18 protein-coding genes are annotated in these 21315 nt (G+C 71.1%); 8 read left to right on the top strand and 10 right to left on the bottom strand.

Going from position 1 to position 21315, the window contains the following annotated elements:
• Window positions 1-30 precede the first annotated feature (30 nt).
• The 4 genes from K2X24_RS19560 to zapE all read right to left on the bottom strand — a co-directional run bounded on the left by K2X24_RS19560 (window position 31) and on the right by zapE (window position 5097).
• Window positions 31-423, bottom strand: coding sequence for a hypothetical protein (locus tag K2X24_RS19560; RefSeq protein ID WP_292500236.1), 393 nt, complete (start codon window positions 421-423; stop codon window positions 31-33).
• 256 nt (window positions 424-679) lie between these two features.
• A complete protein-coding gene (locus K2X24_RS19555) occupies window positions 680-3022 on the bottom strand; it encodes a xanthine dehydrogenase family protein molybdopterin-binding subunit (protein WP_292500234.1) in 2343 nt (780 codons plus the stop codon).
• The gene (locus K2X24_RS19550) at window positions 3019-3513 is read right to left on the bottom strand and encodes a (2Fe-2S)-binding protein (RefSeq protein ID WP_238276255.1); all 495 of its coding nucleotides are present in this window, start codon (window positions 3511-3513) and stop codon (window positions 3019-3021) included. The genes K2X24_RS19555 and K2X24_RS19550 overlap by 4 nt, the downstream gene beginning before the upstream one ends.
• A 390-nt stretch (window positions 3514-3903) precedes the next feature.
• On the bottom strand, window positions 3904-5097 hold the full coding sequence (gene zapE, locus K2X24_RS19545; RefSeq protein ID WP_292500246.1) for a cell division protein ZapE: 1194 nt from the start codon (window positions 5095-5097) through the stop codon (window positions 3904-3906).
• 304 nt (window positions 5098-5401) lie between these two features.
• Here zapE and K2X24_RS19540 point away from each other — a divergent pair, with 304 nt between their 5' ends.
• The 3 genes from K2X24_RS19540 (at window position 5402) to K2X24_RS19530 (ending at window position 6743) form a co-directional block, all read left to right on the top strand.
• On the top strand, window positions 5402-5971 hold the full coding sequence (locus tag K2X24_RS19540; protein ID WP_292500231.1) for a GNAT family N-acetyltransferase: 570 nt from the start codon (window positions 5402-5404) through the stop codon (window positions 5969-5971).
• 98 nt (window positions 5972-6069) lie between these two features.
• Window positions 6070-6384: a hypothetical protein gene (locus K2X24_RS19535; RefSeq protein ID WP_292500230.1), complete on the top strand. Its 315-nt coding sequence runs from the start codon at window positions 6070-6072 to the stop codon at window positions 6382-6384.
• A gap of 143 nt (window positions 6385-6527) precedes the next feature.
• Window positions 6528-6743, top strand: a complete 216-nt coding sequence (locus K2X24_RS19530; RefSeq protein ID WP_292500228.1) for a hypothetical protein — start codon at window positions 6528-6530, stop codon at window positions 6741-6743.
• 7 nt (window positions 6744-6750) lie between these two features.
• Here K2X24_RS19530 and K2X24_RS19525 read toward each other — a convergent pair whose 3' ends face one another.
• The 3 genes from K2X24_RS19525 to K2X24_RS19515 all read right to left on the bottom strand — a co-directional run bounded on the left by K2X24_RS19525 (window position 6751) and on the right by K2X24_RS19515 (window position 9670).
• The gene (locus K2X24_RS19525) at window positions 6751-7428 is read right to left on the bottom strand and encodes a spermidine synthase (protein ID WP_292500225.1); all 678 of its coding nucleotides are present in this window, start codon (window positions 7426-7428) and stop codon (window positions 6751-6753) included.
• A 115-nt stretch (window positions 7429-7543) separates the two neighbouring features.
• Window positions 7544-9217 (bottom strand): formate--tetrahydrofolate ligase, encoded by a 1674-nt coding sequence (locus K2X24_RS19520; RefSeq protein ID WP_292500223.1) that lies wholly within the window; start codon window positions 9215-9217, stop codon window positions 7544-7546.
• Window positions 9218-9448: 231 nt separating this feature from the next.
• On the bottom strand, window positions 9449-9670 hold the full coding sequence (locus tag K2X24_RS19515) for a heavy-metal-associated domain-containing protein (protein ID WP_292500222.1): 222 nt from the start codon (window positions 9668-9670) through the stop codon (window positions 9449-9451).
• A 268-nt stretch (window positions 9671-9938) separates the two neighbouring features.
• Here K2X24_RS19515 and K2X24_RS19510 point away from each other — a divergent pair, with 268 nt between their 5' ends.
• Together K2X24_RS19510 and K2X24_RS19505 are read left to right on the top strand one after the other, a co-directional pair.
• On the top strand, window positions 9939-11396 hold the full coding sequence (locus K2X24_RS19510) for an EAL domain-containing protein (RefSeq protein WP_292500220.1): 1458 nt from the start codon (window positions 9939-9941) through the stop codon (window positions 11394-11396).
• 91 nt (window positions 11397-11487) lie between these two features.
• Window positions 11488-12402 (top strand): TIGR01459 family HAD-type hydrolase, encoded by a 915-nt coding sequence (locus tag K2X24_RS19505; RefSeq protein ID WP_292500218.1) that lies wholly within the window; start codon window positions 11488-11490, stop codon window positions 12400-12402.
• Window positions 12403-12418: 16 nt separating this feature from the next.
• Here K2X24_RS19505 and K2X24_RS19500 read toward each other — a convergent pair whose 3' ends face one another.
• On the bottom strand, window positions 12419-12952 hold the full coding sequence (locus tag K2X24_RS19500) for a protein phosphatase CheZ (protein WP_292500216.1): 534 nt from the start codon (window positions 12950-12952) through the stop codon (window positions 12419-12421).
• 49 nt (window positions 12953-13001) lie between these two features.
• Window positions 13002-13385 (bottom strand): response regulator, encoded by a 384-nt coding sequence (locus tag K2X24_RS19495; RefSeq protein WP_018046001.1) that lies wholly within the window; start codon window positions 13383-13385, stop codon window positions 13002-13004.
• 229 nt (window positions 13386-13614) lie between these two features.
• Between K2X24_RS19495 and K2X24_RS19490 the strand changes: the two genes are divergently transcribed.
• Window positions 13615-14805: an 8-amino-7-oxononanoate synthase gene (locus tag K2X24_RS19490; protein ID WP_292500187.1), complete on the top strand. Its 1191-nt coding sequence runs from the start codon at window positions 13615-13617 to the stop codon at window positions 14803-14805.
• A 675-nt stretch (window positions 14806-15480) separates the two neighbouring features.
• On the opposite strand, the gene K2X24_RS19485 is transcribed toward K2X24_RS19490, so the two are convergent.
• Window positions 15481-18894 carry an acyl-[ACP]--phospholipid O-acyltransferase gene (locus tag K2X24_RS19485; protein ID WP_292500185.1) on the bottom strand — a complete coding sequence of 1138 codons (3414 nt, stop codon included), beginning with the start codon at window positions 18892-18894 and terminating at the stop codon, window positions 15481-15483.
• A 213-nt stretch (window positions 18895-19107) separates the two neighbouring features.
• Between K2X24_RS19485 and K2X24_RS19480 the strand changes: the two genes are divergently transcribed.
• Entirely contained in the window at window positions 19108-19749 is a 642-nt protein-coding gene (locus K2X24_RS19480) for a TetR-like C-terminal domain-containing protein (protein WP_292500182.1), read from the top strand.
• A 298-nt stretch (window positions 19750-20047) separates the two neighbouring features.
• On the top strand, window positions 20048-21315 hold a 1268-nt coding region (locus tag K2X24_RS19475; protein WP_292500179.1), incomplete at its 3' end, for a methyl-accepting chemotaxis protein.

The raw sequence follows: 21315 nt of genomic DNA, 5'->3' as shown, positions 1-21315 counted from the left end.
CACCGGTGCCGAGCACCGGATCCGGCGCCCTCAGGGCGCGCTGTCCACCTGCTTCTGCGCCCGATCGACCGCCGCGCCACAGGCCTCCGCATCGCCCTTCTTGTCGGCGGTGCGGGCCTCGTCGAGGGCCACCTTCGCCTGCATCGCCCTGTCTCCGCCCTGTCCGGCCTCCGCCGACTTCTCCGGGGGCGCGGTCTCGGCCGAGGCGCCGCCGCCGCTCCCCGTGACACCCTGGCCGCCCCGGGCGCTGGCCGTGGCCTTGCCGCTGGTGTTGGCGGAGATCGCTTCCTTCGCCAGATCCTTGACCGGTCCCTCGAGCTTGGCGATCCGGTCGCCGCAGGGGGAGGCGAGGGCGGGCGCCAGACCCACGGCGAGGAAACCGGCGACGAGACACCCGGCAGCGGGCCACACGAAACGCGTCATGGAGTGTTGTCCTTGATTCGGAAGGGGACCGGCCTCACCGGGCCGCCTTCTCCGCGGGATCAACCTCCCGAAGCGCGGCGGGGCTCCCGGTCTGTTTTAAGAAAACTGTTCGCGGCCCAGGCCCGAATCGGCACGGGCGTGCCGACCGGAACGGAATCGGGGCGCAGGACGGCACGAAACCGTCCTGCGCCCCGGATTCTCACGGCCTTCGCGGAAAGCCCCCCCGAGGAAGGGCCTTCCGCGCGAGGGTCTCCGCTCAGGCGCTCAGCTGGTCGCGAATCGGCAATTGCCGGATGCGACGGCCGGTGGCCGCGAAGATCGCGTTGGCGATCGCCGGAGCCACGGGGGGAACGCCGGGCTCGCCGACGCCGCCCAGCGGCGCGTTGAAGTCCGGGTTCGGCAGCAGGTGGACGTGGATCTCCTTCGGCGCCGCGTCGATGCGGGTGATCTCGTAGCCGTCGAAGTTGTTCTGCTGCGCGCGCCCGTCCTTGAAGGTGATCTCGGCCGAGAGGGCGAGGCCCATGCCCATGACGACCGCGCCCTCCATCTGCGAACGGATCCGCTCCGGGTTGACCTGCGGCCCGCAATCGACGGCGATGTCGACGCGCTTGACCTGCACCTCGCCCTTGGGGCCGACCGCCACCTCCGCCGCCACCGCCGTGTGGGTGACGAAGCTGTAATGGCCGGCGATGCCGAGGCCGGTGCCCTTCGGCATCTTGCGGCCCCAGCCGATGCCCTTGGCCGCCGCCTCGATGACCTTGCGCAGGCGCGCCGTCTCGATCGGGTAGCGGGCCGGGTCCTCGCCGTAGTTCCAGACGTCGCCGATGGTGGTCGGGTCGATGACCCGGTCGGGCCCGATCAGCGCCAGCAGGTACTCCTTCGGGTCACGTCCCGCCGCGTGCGCGAGTTCCGCGACGAAGGACTGGATCGCGAAGGCGTGCGGGATGTTCGAGACCGAACGGAACCAGCCGATGCGTACGTGGGCGTCCGCCGCCGGGTTCTCGAGGCGGATGTTGGGCACGGCGAACGGCGTGTTGGTCAGGCCCATGCCGAGCTCGAAGGGCAGCTCGTGCTTCGGGTCCGGGGCGAAGATCGAGCCGATGGTGGGCGCGGCCGAGCGGTGCAGCCAGGCGACCGGCATGCCCTTGTCGTCGAGTCCGGCCTCCAGGCGCTCCACCGAGATGGTGTGGTAGTAGCCGTGGTGGAGGTCGTCCTCGCGGGTCCAGATCAGCTTCACCGGCGCGCCGTCCACGGCCTGGCTGCAGAGGGCTGCCTCCAGCACGTAGTCGGGCTTCGACTTGCGGCCGAAGCCGCCGCCGAGCAGCGTCACGTTCACCCGCACCTTGTCGGCGGGCAGGTTCAGCTTCTTGGCCAGCCGATCGTGCGTCGCCTGGGGGGCCTGGGTGCAGGCCCAGACCTCACAGAACCCGTCCTTGATCCGCACGGTGGCGGCCGGCGGCTCCATCGGAGCCTGGACGAGGTGGGGCACGAAGTACTCGGCCTCCAGCTTGGTCTTGGCCTTGGCCATGGCGCCGGCCACATCGCCCTGGTCGCGCACGACCTTGCCGGGCGCGCGCGCCGCCTTTTCCAGTTCGCCCCGGAAGGCGACGGAGTCGTAACCGGCGTTCGGACCGTCGTCCCAGGTGATCTTGAGGGCGTCGCGGGCCTTCATCGCCGCCCAGGTGTTCTTCGCGATGATCGCGACACCGCCGATGGGCTGGAACTCGGAGGGGATCTCGGGTGCGTCGATGGTGAAGATCTTGACGACGCCCGCGACCTTCTTCGCCTCGGAATCGTCGACGCTCTTCACCTTGCCGCCGAAGACGGGCGGGCGGGCGACGAGGGCGTAGAGCATCCCCTCGAGGCGGGTGTCGATGCCGTACATCGCCCGGCCGGTGGTGAAGTCGTGGTTGTCGATGAGGCCGATCTTGCCCTTGCCGATGTAGCGGAAGGCCTCCGGCTTCTTGAGCACGACGCTCTCGCGGGCCGGCACCGGCAATTCGGCGGCGGCCGCCGCGACCTCGCCGTAGCCCAGGGTGCGCTTCGACTTGGCGTGGGTGAGGACCGAGTTCTCGGCCTTCACCTCACCCGCCGGTACGCCCCACTGCTTGGCGGCGGCCTGGACCAGCATGGCCCGGGCCGCGGCGCCCGCGTGGCGCAAGTGCGGGAAGAAGTGGCGCAAGCTGCGCGAGCCGTCGGTGTCCTGGTTGCCGAAACGGGCCTCGTCGCCCCAGGCCTGGGCGACCTTCACCTTCGCCCAGTCGGCCTCGAGTTCGTCGGCCACCACGAAGGCGATGGAGGTGCGCACACCCTGGCCCATCTCGGCGCGGTGGCAGGTCACCGTCACGGTGCCGTCGGGCTGAATCGCGACGAAGACCTTCGGGTCGTCCTGCCAGCCATGCGGCATGGCATCGGCCCCGTACTTCTTCGGCTCGTCCTTCTTGTCGTCGGCGCGTGCCGGGTCCCGCCAGGACAAGGCCAGCACGAGGGCGCCCATGCCGCCGAGCATGGCGCGGCGGCTGACGTTGGCGAGCGCGCTCGGGCCGGCCTCGGCGGTGGAGTTGGCGAGATCCGCCATGGTCTGAGCTTCGTGGATCACAGGCGCTCTCCCTTGTTCGCGGCGGGCGCGGTTCCCTTGGGGGGATTGCCGGCAGCCTGGTGGATCGCGGCGCGAATGCGCGGGTAGGTGCCGCAACGGCACAGGTTCCCGCTCATCGCCTCGTCGATCTGCGCGTCGGTGGGCTTCGGGGTGTCGGTGAGGAGTGAGGCCGCCTGCATCATCTGCCCGCACTGGCAGTAGCCGCACTGCGCCACGTTGAGATCGCGCCAGGCCACCTGGACCGGGTGGTTGCCGTCCGGCGACAGGCCCTCGATGGTGACGACGGCCTGCCCCTCGGCGGCCGAGACGGGGGTGACGCAGCCGCGCACGGCGGTGCCGCCCACGTGAATGGTACAGGCGCCGCAAAGCGCCTGCCCGCAGCCGAACTTGGTTCCGGTCAGCCCGACCTCGTCGCGCAGATACCACAGCAGCGGCATGTCGGGGTCGCCGTCGAAGCTGCGTTCAGCTCCGTTCACGGTCAGTTTGATCATCGGTGTATCCTGTCATGGATCAGGCCACGGGCCGGTCGGGATCGGGCTCGCGCCAATCCATCAACCGGCGGGAGGCCGTCGGGGTCACATGTCGGGCGTCGGGGGCATCGAGCCACCCCCCGGAAGGGTCCTGAGACACGGCGGCGGATCCGGCTCTTCGAAAGAGCCGTCGCAGCGCACGAAGCCCCCACGCCCCGTACCTCGGAATGAATACAGTTAAACGTCCGGCCCGCTGCGATGCAACCGAAGGCCCCCTCCGTCCTTCGTCGCAGCCTCGACGATCCGGCCTGCATGTGCCGTTGCGCACGGGGCGGGCGAACGAAGTGATCGTTCGCCCGCCCCGTGCGTTGTCTTCGCCCAGTTGCGATTAATCCGCTCGGCGTCGGCGGCTCAGGTCTCGACGAGTCCGGTGCTAGCGCCGCTCGCCCCGGAATCGCCGGCCCCGTGCGGCAGGGCGAGGTATTCCGACGAGCGCATCTCGATCAGCCGCGAGACCGTGCGGTCGAACTCGAAGGCCTCGCGGCCCTCGGTGGCGGTGTAGAGGTCCTGCGGCTCGGCCGCGGCCGAGGCGACGAGCTTCACGTGCGCGTCGTAGAGGGTATCGACCAGGGTGATGAAGCGCTTGGCCTCGTTGCGGTTCTCCGGTCCCATCACGGGGATGTCCGAGACGATCACCGTGTGGAAGGCGCGGGCCACCGCCATGTAGTCCGAGGCGCCGAGGGGCTGGGCGCAGAGGTCGGCGAAGCCGAAGCGGGCGACGCCGCCCGTCTCCTCGGGCACGACGACCTCGTGCCCCTTCACCCGGAGCGTCGCGGGCCGGCCCTTCGCCTTGCCGGTCAGACCCTTGAAGGCGGTGGCCAGCGCCGCCGCCGCCGCCGCATCCGCGGGCACGTGGTAGACGGAGGCGCCCCCGAGCTTCTCCAACCGGAAATCCGTGCGCGAATCGAGGCGCAGCACCTCCACGCGCTCCTGCAGCTCGGCGATGAAGGGCAGGAACAGGGCGCGGTTCAGGCCGCCTTCGTAGAGCCGCTCGGGCTCGACGTTGGAGGTCGCCACCACGGTGACGCCCCGCCGGAACAGGGCGCCGAACAGGCGGCCGAGAATCATCGCGTCGGCGATGTCGGTCACGGTGAACTCGTCGAAGCAGAGCAGCGTCGCCTCGTCGGCGAGCGCATCGGCCACCACCGGAATCGGGTCGTCGCCCTTGCCAGGGGAGGATTTGGCGGTGCCGGCCTTCAGCGCCTGGCGGTGGGCGTGGATGCGCTCGTGGGCGTCGGCGAGGAAGCCGTGGAAATGCACCCGGCGCTTCGGCTCGGGGGCGGCCTCGTGGAACAGGTCCATCAGCATGGTCTTGCCGCGCCCCACCGACCCCCAGATGTAGAGCCCCTGGGGCGGCGTCGCGGCATCGTCCCGCCGGCCGAACAGCCAGCCGAGCGCGCTGCCCTTGCGGGCGCGCTTGCGCCGGCCGAGCTCCTGCACCAGGCGGTCAAGGGCGCGCACGAGATGGATCTGCGCCGGGTCGCGCTCGATGGTCGCGGCGCGGACCAGGGCCTCGTAGCGGTCGGCGACCGGGCCCGGGGACACGGGCCCGGCCTTGGCCTGGCTCGACGGCTCGGGGCCCGAGGAGGAGGGGGCGTTCACGGTGTGGGCGACCTGTTCGCGAAGGAATCGGCGGGCTGGGATCGGGCGGCCGGCGGGTAAGCCGGTCTGACGCGGCCACCCCGCCGGATCAAGCCCCGGACCCCGTTCCGGGGCCGGGCGCACGGCACCCGGTCATTTTGCTGCATTGCACAAAGTTGGCAGCGATGCCACATCCGACATGCCTTGAGGGAGGCTACGCCCGGAACCGGCGCGCCCCGCGCGCCCTGAAACCGGAGACCGGCACCCGATGCCCGATACCCACCCGACCCTGCATTCCATCGTCCGCCGCCTGTGGCCCAACGACGGCCCGGCCGTGGAATCCTACTTTCTGCGGCTCGATCCCGAGACCCGCGCCAACCGCTTCATGGGCGCCCTGAGCGACGCGGCCGCCGTCACCTATGCGCGCAACGCGATCAATGCCGAGGGCCTGATGTTCGGCAGCTTCGTCGACGGCACCCTGCGTGGCCTCGGCGAACTGCGTCCCGCCTCCGCGCCGCCGCCCGGCTTCGTTCTCGGCACGGAGGCGGAAGCCGCCTTCGCGGTGGAGAAAGCGTTTCGCCGCAACGGCCTCGGCCAAGCGCTCTTCCGGCGGATCGCCGCCGCCGCCCGCAACCGGGGGGTTCGCGACCTGCACGTGCGCTGCCTTGCCTGGAACCGGCCGATGCGGGGGCTCGCCTCCAAGGTCGGCGCGAGCCTGCGCATCACCGGCGGCGAGGCGGACGGCGCCCTCCATCTCGCGCGTCCGACCCCGGCCTCCCTGTGGCAGGAGGGCGTCACCGAGGCGGTGGATTTCACCCTCGCCCTCACGGCGGCGTGAGTCCCGGCTTTGCCGGGTCCGGTCCGCGGGCTATCGTCACCCGCAACGTGCCGCCTTGACGGGGTTCTCCCGTCCGGGGCTGGCCGGGGGATCGCATCATGACGGACGTTTCGCGGCGGAGCCTGTCCGCCCTTATCGCCTGCGCCGCGCTCCTGCCGGGCGCGTCCCAGTCCCAGACGCGCCCCGACACCCGGGCGATGACCTGCGCCGAAGCCAACGCCCTGGTGGCCCGGGCCGGCGCCATCGTGCTGAGTACCGGGCCGGTGACCTACGCGCGCTTCGTGCGCGACGGCGGGTTCTGCCCGCTGCCGGAAACCACCCAGCCCTCCTGGGAGATCACCCGGGACGATCCGAAGTGTTTCGTCGGCTATGTCTGTCGCGACAAGTTCAACGAGGGGCAGGGCCGCGATTGAGGCCCGGGGCGTTCCCGCGCCCGTCGCCGACCCGCCCGGGGGCTTACGGCCAAGCTGCCATGTTGCCGCCCCGCCGCCTGTCGATGCTCGCCGCCGAGACCCGTTCCGCCAGAGGACGGGCTCGGCGACGAGGGGCTCAGGATATGGACCAGAGCGAGATCACCCACACCACCCGTCCGTCGAGCCAGCCGGCCGAGGCACGCCTCGAACGCTGCGTGGCCGATGCCCTGCGCATCATCGCGGCGGCCTGCGACGAGCGGAATGCGCCGCCGGTCAAGGCCGCCCGGCGACATCTCGCCGAGATCTACGGCGCGACCCGCCTCAGCCGGCAGCGCGAGCGCCGGTCCGCTTCCGCCTGAGGTTCCGTCACCGGGCCGGTCGCTCGGCGAGCCAGATGGTGTGGCGCGCCCCGCGCGAGCGCCCGGCGCGCACGCCGACGGCCTCGGCCTGGAAGCCGCTCCGTGCCAGCCGCTGGGTGAAGGCCGGGTCGGGATGGGCCGACCACACCGCCAGCACGCCTCCGGGACGCAGGGCCGCCCGCGCGGCGGCGAGGCCGGCGGCATCGTAGAGCCGGTCGTTGGCACGCCGCGTCAGGCCGTCGGGGCCGTTGTCGACGTCGAGCAGGATCGCGTCGTAGGTGCCGCGCCCGGCGCGGATCACCTCGGCGACATCGGCCACGCGCGCCTCGACGCGGGGATCGGCGAGCGCCGCGTCCGATACCGTCGCCAGCGGGCCGCGCCCCCAATCCAGCACCGCCGGCACGAGTTCGGCCAGTACGATCCGGGCCTCCGCGGGCTGCGCATCGAGGGCGGCCCGCAGGGTGAAGCCCATGCCGTAGCCGCCGATCAGCCAGCACGGGTTCCGGCGGCTCCCGAGCCGGCCGGCGGTCAGGGTCGCCAGCGCCTCCTCCGAGCCGCTGAGCCGGCTGTTCATCAGCTCGTTGTGACCGAGCTGGATCGAGAATTCGGTACCCCGCTGCAACAGCCGCAAGGGGTCGGACCCGCCGGGAACGGGGGCGGTGTCGAGGACGACCCAGGGAATCATGATGCGGGCCTGCCGGCGTCGGGGATCATGCGATCCCCGCTAGCATGGCCCGGCGGCCGGATCACGCGGCGCGCGCCGGAGCCCTCTCCCGCGGGCGGGAGAGGGTTCACGCGGGCTAGAACAGTCCCTCGATCTGCCCGTTGGCGTCGAGGTGGATGCCCTCGGAGGCCGGGACCTTGGGCAGGCCCGGCATGGTCATGATCTCACCGCAGATCACCACGACGAAGCCGGCCCCCGCCGAGAGGCGCACGTCGCGCACCGCGATGACGTGGCCGGAGGGCGCGCCCATCAGGGTCGGGTCGGTGGAGAACGAGTACTGGGTCTTGGCCATGCAGACGGGCAGGTTGCCGTAGCCGTCCTTCTCGAACTGGGCGAGCTTGGTGGCGGCCTTCGATTCCACCTGGATGTCGCCGGCTCCGTAGAGCTTGGTGGCGATGGCGCGGATCTTGTCGGTGAGCTTGGTCTCGGTCTCGTAGACGAAACTCAGGGGCTTCTGCTCGCCCTCGGCCAGCTTGACCACGGCGTGCGCGAGTTCCTCGGCGCCCGCGCCGCCCTCCGCCCAGTGCTTGCAGGTGATGGCCTCGACCTGGAGCTTGTCGCGGCAGAGCTCCTTCAGCTTGGCGTGCTCGGCATCGGTGTCGGCGTAGAAGTGGTTGACGCCGACGACCACGGGCAGGCCGAAGCTGCGGACGTTCGTCACGTGCCGGGCGAGATTCGCGAAGCCCTTCTCCAGGGCGTCGAGGTTCTCGGAGCCGAGCTCCTTCTTCGAGACGCCGCCATGCATCTTGAGGGCGCGCACGGTGGCGACGATGACCACCGCCGAGGGCTTCAGGCCGGCCTGCCGGCACTTGATGTCGATGAACTTTTCCGCGCCCAGATCGGCGCCGAAGCCGGCTTCCGTCACCACGTAGTCGCCGAGCTTGAGGCCCGCGCGGGTGGCGATCACCGAGTTGCAGCCATGCGCGATGTTGGCGAAGGGGCCGCCGTGGATGAGGGCGGGGTTGCCCTCGAGCGTCTGAACGAGGTTGGGCTGGAGCGCGTCCTTGAGGAGCACGGTCATCGCGCCCGTGGCCTTGACGTCCTTGAGCGTCACCGGCTTGCGGTCGCGGGTCTCGGCGATGACGATGCGGCCGAGGCGGGCTTCCAGGTCGTCGAGGTCGCGCGCGAGGCAGAACACCGCCATGACCTCGGAGGCGACGGTGATGTCGAAGCCGTCCTCGCGGGGGAAGCCGTTGGCGACGCCGCCCAGCGATTGGGTGATGGCCCGCAGGGCCCGATCGTTCATGTCGACCACCCGGCGCCAGTGGATGCGGCGCACGTCGATATTGAGCTCGTTGGCCCAGTAGACGTGGTTGTCGATCAGCGCGGCCGCGAGCGAGTGCGCGGAGGTGATGGCGTGGAAATCGCCGGTGAAGTGCAGGTTGATCTGCTCCATGGGCACGACCTGGGCCTTGCCGCCGCCGGCCGCCCCGCCCTTCATGCCGAAGCAGGGACCGAGCGAAGGCTCGCGCAGGCACGCCACGGTCTTCTGGCCGACGCGGTTGAGCGCGTCCGCGAGGCCGACCGTGGTGGTGGTCTTGCCTTCACCCGCCGGGGTCGGGCTGATCGCCGTCACGAGGACGAGCTTGCCCTCCGGCTTGGTCTCCAGGGACTTGATGAAGGCGTGGTCGATCTTGGCGATATGCTTGCCGTAGTGGTGCAGCGCGTCGTCCGGGATGCCGATCTTGGCGGCGACCTCGGTGATCGGCTGAAGGGTCGCCGCGCGCGCGATCTCGATATCTGAGGGCATTGTTGCGTTTCTCCCGGATTGTTCTTGTGCGTCCGGGCCGGCGCGAGGCCGGATTCCGTCCGCTGGCGTTCGTCATAGCGCCGCCAGGACCGGATCCGCCGACGTTGGGCCGTGCGGATCGGCCGAGCGGCCACGCATCATCGATCGCATCAGTTTGCGGGATGGGACAAGCAAAAGCGCGTCGGAAATTTTGAATTTGCAGGCAAAAATTTGTTTTGGATCAGGCCTGTGTCAGCCCGTCATGGCACGCGCCGTGTACCCGGCCCCGGTCAGCGCCTCGGCGACGCTGAGGGCCTGGGCGGTCGTCGTCACCGCGACGCGGCCGTGGTCGAGGTCGACCGTGACCCGGGCGTCCGGGTCGAGGCGCTGGATCGCCCGGCGCACCGCCGCCGCGCAGCCGTCGCAGGTCATGCCCTCCACCTGCATCAGGAGGTCCAATGGCGTCGCGTCCATGAGGTGCGCTCCGGGCTTTCGTCGAGACCCTTCCATCTTGGCGCCGGCGCCGCCCGATGCAAGGCTCGCCTCCGGCGCGGGAATGCGCCGAAGTGTAGGACACAGGTCGCGAAAATCGGTTTACCGTGTCCGCACGTCACTTGTGGGCGCTGCGCGTCTCGGCAACAAAAGGGGCACCGGCACGGCCGGTCTCGTCACCGCGGTGTTTTCTGCACCGGCGTGTCTTCCGCACCGAAGTGTGTCCTGCGTTCGAGGATCGCGTATTTCGATGGCCCGGATCGTCGGCCGGCGTACGAGCCTCTGGGCCCTGAGCCTTCTCGGGCTCTGTCTTCTCGGGCCCCTGGCGGTCTTCTCGCCCCTCGGCGCGAGCCTCGGGCTCGCCGCCCTCGGCCTGACGCTCGGTCTCGTCGCCCAACTGCGCGCCGGTCGGCTCGCCGCCCGCTGCGACAAGCTGTCGAGCGAGGTCGACGTGCTGTCCCAGCGCCTGATGCGCATCGAGACCGTGGCCCGCGCCATCGCCGAGCAGCAGGTGCGCGCCGTCGATGCGGGTCGAGCCGGCATGCCGGACACACCCGCGCCGGATACGCACCACCTCAGCGCCGGGATCGAGGAGGTCACGGCCGAGATCGGCCTCCTCAGCGGCATCGTGCGCGAACTCGCCGCCGTCGTGGCCGCGCAGGACGGTGAGATCGCCGGCCTGAAGGCCGCGCCGCCCGCGTCGATCACCGTTCGGCCCGCGCCGCAGACGCCCGCCCGCGCATCGGCGCCCGAGCCCGCGGGCCCGTCGTCCCAGCGCCCGGAGACCGCCTCGGTGCCGCTGGCGCCCTCGGCACCCTGGACGCCCCGCGCCCTCGGCCGGTCCCTCCCGCCGGACCACGACCCGGCGCGCGAGGCCGCCATCCTGGCCGCCTTCGACGGCCCGGGCCTCGAGGTCCATCTCCAGCCGATCGTGTCGCTGCCCCAGCGCAAGGTGGTGTCCTACGAGGCCCTGGCGCGCCTGCGCCTGTCGGGCGAGACCCTGGCGCCGGAGGCCTTCGTGCCCGTGCTGGAGCGCCACGGGCGCACCACGGACCTCGATCGCCGCACCCTGCAGCGCGTCGCCACCATCGCGCGGCATCTCGCCGGGCGCGGCAGCCAGGCGGCGGTGGCCTACGGGCTCTCGCCGCGCTCGCTGTTCGAGCCGGGCTTCCTGCGCTCGCTCGGCCGCCTCGTCGAGGGCGTGCCGGACCTGTCGGGCCGGGTGATGCTGGCCCTGCCGCAGGCGAGCTGGCGCAGCCTCGACGGCGAGCAGGCCGGGGCCCTGGCGGACCTGCGCGGCCGGATCGGATTCATCCTCGACCGTCCCCTCGACCTGCGCCTCGATCCCCTGGCGCTCGCCGACCGGGGCGTCTCCCAGGTCAAGGTGGCCGCCGACCTCCTGCTGCGGCCGTCCTCGCGCCAGGCCATGCCCGACATCGCCCTGGAAGACCTCGTCGCGGCCCTCGCGCGGGCCGGCATCCGCCTCGTCGCGGACGGCGTGGAGCGCGAGGCGGACGTGCCCGACCTCATCGAACTCGAGGTGCCGATGGCGCAGGGCAGCGTCTTCGCGCCGGCCCGGGTCGTGCGCGCCGAGGTGCTCAACGCGCCCCCGCCCGAGGCGCCGGAGCCCGCGCCGCCGCCGAACGAGGACCCGGAGCCCCCGCCGCAGCGCCGCCCGTTCCGCGATTTCCTGCGGCGCGCCGGCTGAAATCCCCGGGGCCGGCGTTTGATTTTGCCCGGCGTCCCGCCTAACCGGTCGGCCTCTGCCCGATGACCGCCCCCCGATCCAGGCTCGCCCGATGACCGACATGCCCGCCCGTTCCCCCACGCCGGGACACGTCCCGACCCTGCGCGGTCTCGCGGCCATCGCCGAGGGGGTCGATCTCATCCTGTGCGACGTCTGGGGTGTCCTGCACGACGGCACCAACGCCCATCCGGGCGCCAGCGACGCCCTGATGCGCTTTCGCGCCCTGCCCGGGGCCGGGCGCCCGCGGCGGGTGATCCTGGTCTCGAACGCCCCCCGGCCCTGGCCCGGCGTGCGGGAGATCCTCGACGGGTTCGGCATTCCGCGCGCGGCCTACGACGCGATCCTGACCTCGGGCGACCTCACCCGCAGCCTGATCGCCGCGCATCCCGGGGCCCGCATCCACCATCTCGGTCCGGAGCGCGACGCCCCGATCTTCGCAGACCTCGACGTCACCCTGGTGCCGGCCGCAGAGGCCGAGCGGGTCGTCTGCACCGGCCTGTTCGACGACACCTGCGAGACGGCCGACGATTACCGCGCGACCCTGGCGGCGCTGTGCGCGCGCGACGTGCCGATGATCTGCGCCAATCCCGATCTGGTGGTGGAGCGCCGCGGCCAGCTCATTCCCTGCGCCGGGCTCCTCGCGGAGGCCTACGAGGCGCTGGGAGGACAGGTGGCCTACGCGGGCAAGCCGCACCGTCCCGTCTACGAGGCGGCCATGGCGATGACCGGAACCCTCGATCCAGGCACGCCACCGGACGCGGCCCGGGTCCTGGCCGTCGGCGACGCGCTGCGCACCGACATCGCCGGCGCCGTCGGCTTCGGGATCCCGAACCTGCTGGTGGCGCGCGGCATCCATGCCGAGGAACTCGGGGTCTCGGCAGAACAGGCGAGCCTCGGCGACATCGCGCACTGGCTCGATGCCCAGGCCGTGCGGCCGGATGCGGTGATCGAGCGCCTGGTCTGGTGACAGGTCCGCGGCGCGCTCACGCGAAGAGCGCGTCGATCTCGTCCTGGGCCACGGCCGGGCCGTTGATCTGGGGACCGTTGAGCATCAGAAGCTCCTTGCGGACCTGACGCTCGACCTCGCCGGGATCGAGGCCGCCCTCGTCCTTTGCCTTGACGGCGTTGGCAAAGCGCGAAAGCCGGGTTTCGAGCTGGCGCAGGGCCTCGACGACCTTGGAGATGCGCTGGCCCGTGATGTCCTGGAAGGTGCACGCCTCGAAGATGTCGTTCATCCGCTCCTCGACGGCGGCGCGGTAGTTGCCGTCGTCCGGCAGTCCGAGGATCTCCTCGGCCGCGTTCATGATGGAGTTCGTGGCGCCCGCCGTGGCGGCCACCACGCTGCCGAGTTCCTCATGCGCCATCGGCAAGCGGTCGCGGGTGAGTTCGTTGGCGCGGAGCGCGGCGATCTCGCGGCGCATGTGGGCGATGTAGTCCGCGATCTCCACGAGTTCGCGGATCAGGGAAGGCTTCTCCGGGGTGGGGTTGGCCTTCCGCACCTGCTTGGCAAGAGCCATCGCGTTGCGCTCTCCGATCTTGTTGCGGGATCTGCTCGGGGCGTGGCGATCAGGCGCCGCAGACCGCCTCGATCTTGCTCTTCAGGGTCGCGGCGTTGAAGGGCTTGACGATGTAGTTGTTCACGCCGGCCTTCTTGGCCGCGATGACGTTCTCGGTCTTCGACTCGGCGGTGACCATGATGAACGGGGTGGTGCGCAGGGCCTCGTCGGCACGCACGTGGCGCAGCAGCTCGTAGCCCGTCATCGGCTCCATGTTCCAGTCGGAGATCACGAGGCCGTACTTGCGGTTCTTCAGGCGCGCCAGGGCGGCGGTGCCGTCGGAGGCGTCGTCGACCTCCTCGAATCCGAGCTGCTTCAGGAGGTTGCGGATGATACGGACCATCGTCTGATAATCGTCGACGACGAGGATCGGCATGCCGAGATCGAGGGCCATGGGTCGGTGTGCTCCGTCAGAAGGGCCGGTGCGAGGCGCGCGGCTCTCCGGGCGCGCGCCTCTCCAGGAATGTGCCGGTGCGCCAAGCGTGGAGCGCCCCTTGACGGGGAAACTACGCCGGATCGCATTGCGAAGCGGTTAACTGCCCGGGCCTTCGCCGCCACGGCGGCGCGACCTCCCGTCCGCCTTGACAAGTCCGGACCGGTCGGTCCCTTCGGACGGCATGTCGATGCAGACCCCGACGCCCGGTTCCGACTCCAAGGCCGCCGACTCCAAGCCCGCCGACTCGGCGTCCGCCAGCCTCGATGCCTTCGCCCGCGGGACCCTCGCCGATCTGGAGGCCCGCGCCCTGCGCCGGCGCCTCGTCGAGACGGAGCGCGGGCCCGGCACCGCCGCCCGCCGGGGCGCGCGGAGCTTGGTGTCGTTCTCCTGCAACGACTACCTCGGCCTCTCCGACGATCCGCGCGTGATCGGGGCGGGCCAGGAAGCACTGGCCCGCTACGGGGCCGGGGCGGGCGCCTCGCGTCTCGTCACCGGCAACCACCCCGTGCTCGCGGCGCTCGAAGGGCGGCTCGCCGCGCACAAAGGCAAGGCGGCCGCCCTGGTCTTCGGCAGCGGCTACATGGCCAATCTGGGCATCGTGCCGGCGCTGGCCGGATCGCGGGACCTCGTCCTCGTCGATGCCCTCGGCCATTCCTGCCTGTTCGCGGGGGCGCAGATCTCGGGCGCGACGATGCTGCGCTTCCGACACAACGACGTCGAGCATCTCCGCGCCATCTTGAGCGCCCGGCGCGGCCGGCACGAACGGGCGCTGATCCTCACCGAGCGGGTCTTCAGCATGGACGGGGACCGGGCGCCCCTCGACGACATCCTGGCCGTTGCGGCGGAGCACGACGCCTGGACCCTGGTGGACGACGCCCACGGCCTCGGCGTGGTGGAGGCGGGCGCCCGCGCGCCCCTCGAGATGGGGACGCTGTCGAAGACGCTGGGGTCCTACGGGGGCTATCTCTGCGCGTCGCAGGCGGTGATCGACCTGATGACGAGCCGGGCCCGCAGCTTCGTCTACACGACCGGCCTGCCGCCGGCCTCGGCCGCTGCGGCCCTGAGGGCGCTGGAGATCGTCGAGGCGGAGCCCGAACGCGCGGCCCGGCCCCTCGCCTTGGCCCGCGGCTTCACCGCGCGCCTCGGCCTGCCCGAGGCGGCGAGCCCGATCGTGCCGATCCTGGTGGGGGAGGCGGCCGCCGCCCTGGCCCTCTCGGCGGCCCTGGAGGCGCGCGGCTTCCTTGTGGTGGCGATCCGCCCGCCCACGGTCCCGGCGGGCACGGCCCGGCTGCGGGTGGCGTTCTCGGCGGCCCACACGCAGGATCAGGTGGATGCCCTCGCCGAGGCGCTGACCGACCTCGGCATGGGTGGCGTCTGACATGCGCCGTCGATGAGCCTGACTCACCGAGGTCCGCCCGCGCGACGGCGCGGCGGCGGTCGCGGTCTCAGTCGTCCGACGAGGACGAACCGTCCCTGGTTCCCCGATCACGCAGTCGGTCCGCCCGCTCCCGGGCCTGCCGACGCTGGGCCGCGAAGCCGATCCAGCGGGTGACGAGGGGGCCGCGCCGCCGGCTCTGCGACGGCGGGCGCGAGGTTTCACTGGGCGAAGGAGCCGGAGGGACGGCGGCGTCCCGGTCCTGCATCCGCGCGGACCGATCCGTCCGGGACGCCCCGACCGCATCGCTCCCGCGTGCGTTGTCGTTGTACGGAAGGGCGAGGCCGCCGGGGACGGTCGGTTCACGTCCGTCCCCGCCGAAGCCGTCGGACGTATCGGCCGGTCCGACCTCGTCGGAGCGAGCCCGGCCTGTCTGAGCGATCATCCTGGCGGTCATCATGCGCATCGCTGGTTATCCGGAATCCGGCCTCGTCCGCGTCTCGGACGAGCGATCCCACCCCCGGGTCCGGGCCATCAGGAGGCCCTGGATTCAGGACGCATCATAGGCGAATGCAGGCAGCGGTTGAGACCCCGGCCTGGTCCCGGGGTCCAGATCTCTTGTCCCGGCGTCCCAAAAAGCGGATCGCGGGGGGGGCAACGACGATCCCCCAAGGGGCCTCATGCGGCGGCGGGGGCCTCGCCGGCCGCCCGCTCGCGGGCGAGCTGGACCACGCTGACCTGGTCGACCTTGCCGGTCCCGAGCATCGGCAGGCGCTCCAGCACCACCACCTCGGCGGGCATCGCGATCTCCGGTAGGCCCTTGCCCTTGGCGAAGCTCTGGTAGGCGGCCCGGGTCGCGTCCTTGGCTTCCGTGAACAGCACCAGCCGCTCGCCCTTGCGGGCATCCGGCACGGCGGCCACCGCGCTCGGCGCATCCGGCCAGAGCTCGGCCGCGATGGCCTCGACGCTCGCCAGGGACACCATCTCGCCGGCGATCTTGGCGAAGCGCTTGGCGCGGCCCTTGATGGTGACGAAGCCCTGGGCGTCGATGGCGACGATGTCGCCGGTGTCGTGCCAGCCCTGCGGCGGCGCCTCGATCGTGCCGGGGCGCTCGGGCCGCAGGTAGCCCAGCATGATGTTGGGGCCGCGTAAGGACAGGCGGCCGCCCTCGTCGATTCCGGGTACGGGTTCGAGGCGCCAGTCCTGGCCCGGCAGGAGCCGGCCGACCGTGCCGAAGCGGTTGAACATCGGCGTGTTGAGGGCGACCACCGGGCCGCACTCGGTGACGCCATAGCCCTCCAGGATGCGCAGGCCGAACTTCTCGCCCCAGGTCTTGCGGGTGGATTCCTTCACCGCCTCGGCCCCGGCCACGACGTAGCGCAGGGAGCGCAGATCGTAGGAATGCGCGGTCTTGGCGTAGCCGGAGAGGAAGGTGTCGGTGCCGAACAGGACCGTGGCGTTGGTACCGTAGATGAGTTCCGGCACGATCCGGTAATGCAGCGGCGAGGGATAGAGGTAGACCGGGACGCCCGAGACCAGGGGCAGCACGAGGCCCGCCGTCAGGCCGAAGGCGTGAAAGACCGGCAGCACGTTGAAGACCTTGTCGCTCGGCCCGAAATCGATCCGGGCGGCCACCTGCGCAGTGTTGGCGAGCATGTTGCGGTTGGCGAGCACCACGCCCTTGGGCGCGCCCTCCGAGCCGGAGGTGAACAGGATCGCGGCCGGGTCGTCGCCGCGCCTGGCCACCAGGGGCGCGCGCTTGGCCAGGAAGCCCCGGAGCTTGTCGCCCGTCGTGATGCCGGCGCGGACATCCTCGAGGTAGACGAGGGACACCGCGCTCCCGAGCGCCTCGACCATCGGGCCGAGGCGGCCCTTCTCGATGAAGGCGCGCGAGGTCAGGACGGTGTCGACCTCCGCGGTCTTGCAGGCGGACAGGATGTTGGCCGCACCCGCCGAGAAGTTGATCATCGCCGGCACGCGGCCCGCCGAGGCCAGGGCGAACAGCGTCACCGCCGCGCCGTTGGCGTTCGGCAGCATCACGCCGAGCGGCTTGCCCGGGGCGCCGAGCCTCTGCAGCTTTCGCCCCAGGATGTTGGCGCCCATCACCAAGCGGGAATAGCTCAAGCGGCCCATCGGATCCTCGACGGCCGTGCGGCGCCAGCCGTGGCGGTCGCCGGCGTCGACGAGGGCCTGCATCAGGCCGCGATCGATGTCGCTGGTGCGGAAGACGAGGTCGGACATGATCCCGTAGAGCGCGGCGCCCGCCGCCTGCCGGCGGGCCTTGCCCTTGAGGGCCGGGTCCACGGTAAGGGCGACCGGCGAAAGGATCGTGACGGTGACCTTCGGCCACCAGCGCCGCTTCACCTGGTTCTTCGAGAGACGCGAGAAGACCGTCTTCTCCAGGCCGTCGATCTTCACCGGCACCACCATGGCGCCGGACTTGTCGGCGATGAGGCCCGCCCCGTCATAGACCTTCATCAGGCTCCCGGTGACGGTGAGGCGCCCCTCGGGGAAGATGATCAGGGTCTCGCCGTTCTTGACCGCGTTGATCAGGGTGCGGGTGGCGAGCGGCCGGGTCGGGTCCAGCGGCATCGCCTTCGTCATCGCCAGGAAGGGCTTCACCCACCAGCGCTGCGCGATGCCGTGGTCCACGGCGAAGACGGGTTCCTGGTCGAGGAGCGAGAGGGCCAGCGGCGCGTCGAGGAAGGAGACGTGGTTGAGGGCGATGATGGCGTTCGGGCCGGCCTTCTCGACGTTCTCCAGGCCGCGCACCTCCAGGCGATAGAAGGCCCGGAACAGGATCGACAGGAAGTCGCGGAACGGACTCGTGGGCAGCACCGCGAGGATGACGACGCCCGCCACGAGGTTGAGGACCCCCAGCAGGGTCAGGAGCGCGGCCATCGACCAGCCCGCGCCCTGGAGGGCGGCGAGGCCGAGCGCCCCCGTCACCATGAAGGCGGCGGTGAGCACGTTGACGGCGCCGATGACGCGGGCGCGCTTGTCCTTGTCGGTCCAGGCCTGCACGGCGGCGAAGGAGGGCACGATGTAGAGCCCGCCCGCGACCGCGAGGCCGAACAGGTCGATCGTGACGCGCAGGCCCGTGCCCGTGGTGAGGAAGTCCCAGGCCCCCGCGGGATCGCCCGAGACGGGGGGCAGATGCGCCACTGTCCAGGCGAGGTCGAGGCCGAAGGCGCCCATGAGCAGGGCCCCGATCGGGGTGGGCAGCAGCACGATGCGGCCGCTGGCGAGCCAGGAGGCGAGACCCGAGCCCACCGCGATGCCGATGGAGAACACGGCGAGCAGGGTCGTCACCACGGTCTCGGAGCCGTTGAGACTCTGGCGCACGAGGACGGGCAGCAGCGACAGGATGACGGCGCCCACCAGCCAGAACCAGCTCACGATGAGGGAGCCGCGCCAGAGCCGGGTGTCGCTCCAGAGGTCGCGCAGGAGGGCGCCGGTGGAGCGGGCGACGTTGGGATCGACCCGCAGAGTCGGGGCGGCCTCGCCCGTGGCGGGGATCGCCCGGGCCGAGAGCCAGCACAGGACCGCGAACACCATGATCATCGAGCTGAAGGCCAGCGCGCCGCCGCCCATCGCGGTGGCGAGGCCCGCCACGATGGTGCCCAGCAGGATGGCGAGGAAGGTCGCGGCCTCCACCAGTGCGTTGCCGGCAGTGAGCTCGTCCCGGCGCAGGTGGTCCGGCAGGATGCCGTACTTGATCGGCCCGAACAGGGCCGCGATCGTGCCGAACAGGCCCAGCGCCACGAACAGCACCGGCACGGAATGCATCCAGAAGCCGAGCGCCGCGGCGGCCGCGCCGAAGATCTCGGCGAATTTCAGCCGCTTGGCGATGAGCGCCTTGTCGTAGCGGTCGGCCATCTGGCCGCCGAGACCCGAGAGGATGAAGAACGGGCCGATGAAGACCGCCCCCGCCAGGGTCACCAGCATGGGCGAGCCGCCACCCTCGCCGCCCACCTTGAACAGGATGAGGAACACGAGGGCGTTCTTCAGGAAATTGTCGTTGAAGGCCGAGAAGAACTGGCACCAGAACAGGGGCGCGAACCGCCGCGTCGTCATCAAGGTACGAAACATGGAAGTCTCCTCGGACGACGCATGACTGCCCGCACGAGGCGGTAGCGTCAAATGGCGGGCCTTGCTCGCTTTGAACGATGTTCAAAACATATCGCCGCCGCAGATCGGGTTCAACGGCATGATTGCACGGCGTGCAATCAGAGGCGTTGACCTGTGCGGCGCCACACCGGCGCCCGTGCAATCGAGGGCCGGATCGGCGAAGCGGGAGTGGCGATGGCGGGGGCGGAGAAGCGGGGTACGGGTCCGCGCGGCGAGCACAATCGCGACGAATTTCTGGCGCTGGTGACGAAGGCCGCCGAGGGGCTCGTCCGGCGAGAGGGCCTGCGGGGCCTCGGGATGCGCCGGCTCGCAAGCACCATCGGCTACGCGCCGAACTCGATCTACAACGCGGTCGGCGACCTCGACGCGGTGACGATGCGGGTGAATGCCCGCACCCTGGCGCGCCTGCAGGCGACCCTCGAGGCGGCCGTGGCCTCGGAGGCCGCGCCGCCGGAGAAGGCGATGGCGCTCGCCGATGCCTACCTCGCCTTCGTCGCCGCCGACCCGCAGGTCTGGAGCCTCGTCTACGAGCACCAGATCGCACCGGACAGTGCTTTCCCGGACTGGTACGCCGAGGCTTTGGGGCAGACGACCGATCTCGTCGCCCGGGTACTCGCGCCGATGATCCCCGATGCGGATGAGCGCCGGCAGGCGGTGGCGACCCTCTGGGCCGCCCTGCACGGGCTCGCCTCGCTCTCGACCTCGCGCAAACTCGCGGTGTTGACCCCGGAATCCCCGCGCGACCTCGCGCGCCTGCTGATCCGGCGGTTTCTCGGGACATCGGGCTCCGTGGCGCCGGATCGGCAGGACGCCTGAGCGAGGCCGATCGGAGCGGTCAGCGCGCGGATCCGCTGCGGCGGGGGCCTCGCATGCACGATTCTTGGCGCCAGTCCGACGAACGCTCCGGGATCTCCTTCACCGTCTGGCCTTCGCCCGCAACCGGAAACCCCCAAAGCCCGGATATCGGGTCGAACACCGTCCCGGTATTGCATCCTGCAACCAACGGTGACGGCGTTCTATTTCGTGGAGGCGATATCTTAAGCATTCGCTGCGCTTTGTCGCTTCCAGCCGTGCATGCTGGTCTGGTCGGGCGGCTTCCCGGGTGAGGTTCATCGTGTCGGTGCAAGATCTGTCCATCCGCGGCCGGTTGATCGCGGCCTTCTCGGTGATGACCCTGTTCGTGGTTGGGCTGGGTCTCCTCGGGCTCCTCGGCACGCAGCGCATGCGCGAGCAGAGCCTGGAAATCGAGACGAACTGGCTCCCGAGCATCCGGGTGCTGGGCGAGATCGACACCCTCACGGCGCGCATCAGCGCCGTCGTCCTGCGGCACACGCAGGCCACCGATCCGAAGCTCGCGGCCGTGATCGAGGCGGATCTCGAGCGCTTCGACAAGAAGCTGGCCGAGCGCCGGGCACTCTACGAGCCGATGATCGCCTCGCCGGAGGAGCGCGCCCTCTACGAGACCTACCTGCGCGAGGCCGCCACCTTCCTGCCCGTGCGCCAGGCCATCATGGACCTGTCGCGCAGCGGCCAGAAGGCCCAGGCCTTCGAACTCTACGAGAGCAAGGGCCTCCCGGTCCGCCGGGCCGCCTCCAACGCCCTCGACAAGCTTTCAGCCCTCAACAACGATGGCGCCGCGCAGGCGCAGGCTCAGAGCAAAGCGGTCTTCGAGGATACCCGCACCTGGGGCCTCGCGGCCATGGGCCTGGCGGTCGTCCTCTCGATCCTCTCGGCCGTGTCGATCATCCGCGGCGTGTCCGGCGGCATCGGCGCCGTCGTGAGGCCCATGCAGGCGCTGGCGGCCGGCGACCTCTCCGCGACCATCCCCCACCAGGGGGGGCACACCGAGATCGGGACCATCGCGGATGCCGTGCAGGTGTTCAAGGACGGCCTGATCCGGATGCGAGCCCTCGAAGAGGAGACGGTGCTGGCGCGGGCAGGCGCCGAGGCGCAGCGCCAGGCGGGAATGCGGGCCATGGCCGACCGCTTCGAGGGCGCGGTGGGCGGCATCATCACCATGGTGACGAGTTCGGCCACCGAGTTGCAGGCCACCGCCCAGAGCATGGCCGGCACCGCCACACAGACCGCCAACCAGTCCACCAGCGTGGCCGCGGCCGCCGAGGAGGCCGCCTCGAACGTCAACACCGTGGCGGCGGCGGCCGAGGAACTCGGCTCGTCGGTCCAGGAGATCGGCCGCCAGGTCGGCAGTTCGGCCGCCATGGCGCAGGCCGCCGTCGCCGAGGCCGCCCAGACCGCCACCTTCGTGCAGACCCTCAACACGGCGGTGGCCCGCATCGGCGACGTGGTGACGATGATCACGAGCATCGCGGGCCAGACCAACCTGCTGGCGCTGAACGCCACCATCGAGGCGGCGCGCGCCGG

Source organism: Methylobacterium sp., from assembly GCF_019750675.1.
Classification (GTDB): Bacteria; Pseudomonadota; Alphaproteobacteria; order Rhizobiales; family Beijerinckiaceae; genus Methylobacterium.
Note: the sequence above shows the minus strand (reverse complement) of the source record. Positions and strands in the feature narration are given on the sequence as shown.

What these genes read in the sequence shown, in the direction of transcription:
- K2X24_RS19480 (WP_292500182.1), top strand. Translation starts at nt 19,108, where the DNA reads ATGGCGGGGGCGGAGAAGCGGGGTACGGGTCCGCGCGGCGAGCACAAT.
- K2X24_RS19525 (WP_292500225.1), bottom strand. Translation starts at nt 7,428, where the DNA reads ATGATTCCCTGGGTCGTCCTCGACACCGCCCCCGTTCCCGGCGGGTCC.
- K2X24_RS19560 (WP_292500236.1), bottom strand. Translation starts at nt 423, where the DNA reads ATGACGCGTTTCGTGTGGCCCGCTGCCGGGTGTCTCGTCGCCGGTTTC.
- K2X24_RS19535 (WP_292500230.1), top strand. Translation starts at nt 6,070, where the DNA reads ATGACGGACGTTTCGCGGCGGAGCCTGTCCGCCCTTATCGCCTGCGCC.
- K2X24_RS19520 (WP_292500223.1), bottom strand. Translation starts at nt 9,217, where the DNA reads ATGCCCTCAGATATCGAGATCGCGCGCGCGGCGACCCTTCAGCCGATC.
- K2X24_RS19530 (WP_292500228.1), top strand. Translation starts at nt 6,528, where the DNA reads ATGGACCAGAGCGAGATCACCCACACCACCCGTCCGTCGAGCCAGCCG.
- K2X24_RS19495 (WP_018046001.1), bottom strand. Translation starts at nt 13,385, where the DNA reads ATGGCCCTCGATCTCGGCATGCCGATCCTCGTCGTCGACGATTATCAG.
- K2X24_RS19505 (WP_292500218.1), top strand. Translation starts at nt 11,488, where the DNA reads ATGACCGACATGCCCGCCCGTTCCCCCACGCCGGGACACGTCCCGACC.
- K2X24_RS19515 (WP_292500222.1), bottom strand. Translation starts at nt 9,670, where the DNA reads ATGGACGCGACGCCATTGGACCTCCTGATGCAGGTGGAGGGCATGACC.
- K2X24_RS19485 (WP_292500185.1), bottom strand. Translation starts at nt 18,894, where the DNA reads ATGTTTCGTACCTTGATGACGACGCGGCGGTTCGCGCCCCTGTTCTGG.
- K2X24_RS19490 (WP_292500187.1), top strand. Translation starts at nt 13,615, where the DNA reads ATGCAGACCCCGACGCCCGGTTCCGACTCCAAGGCCGCCGACTCCAAG.
- K2X24_RS19550 (WP_238276255.1), bottom strand. Translation starts at nt 3,513, where the DNA reads ATGATCAAACTGACCGTGAACGGAGCTGAACGCAGCTTCGACGGCGAC.
- K2X24_RS19500 (WP_292500216.1), bottom strand. Translation starts at nt 12,952, where the DNA reads ATGGCTCTTGCCAAGCAGGTGCGGAAGGCCAACCCCACCCCGGAGAAG.
- K2X24_RS19540 (WP_292500231.1), top strand. Translation starts at nt 5,402, where the DNA reads ATGCCCGATACCCACCCGACCCTGCATTCCATCGTCCGCCGCCTGTGG.
- K2X24_RS19510 (WP_292500220.1), top strand. Translation starts at nt 9,939, where the DNA reads ATGGCCCGGATCGTCGGCCGGCGTACGAGCCTCTGGGCCCTGAGCCTT.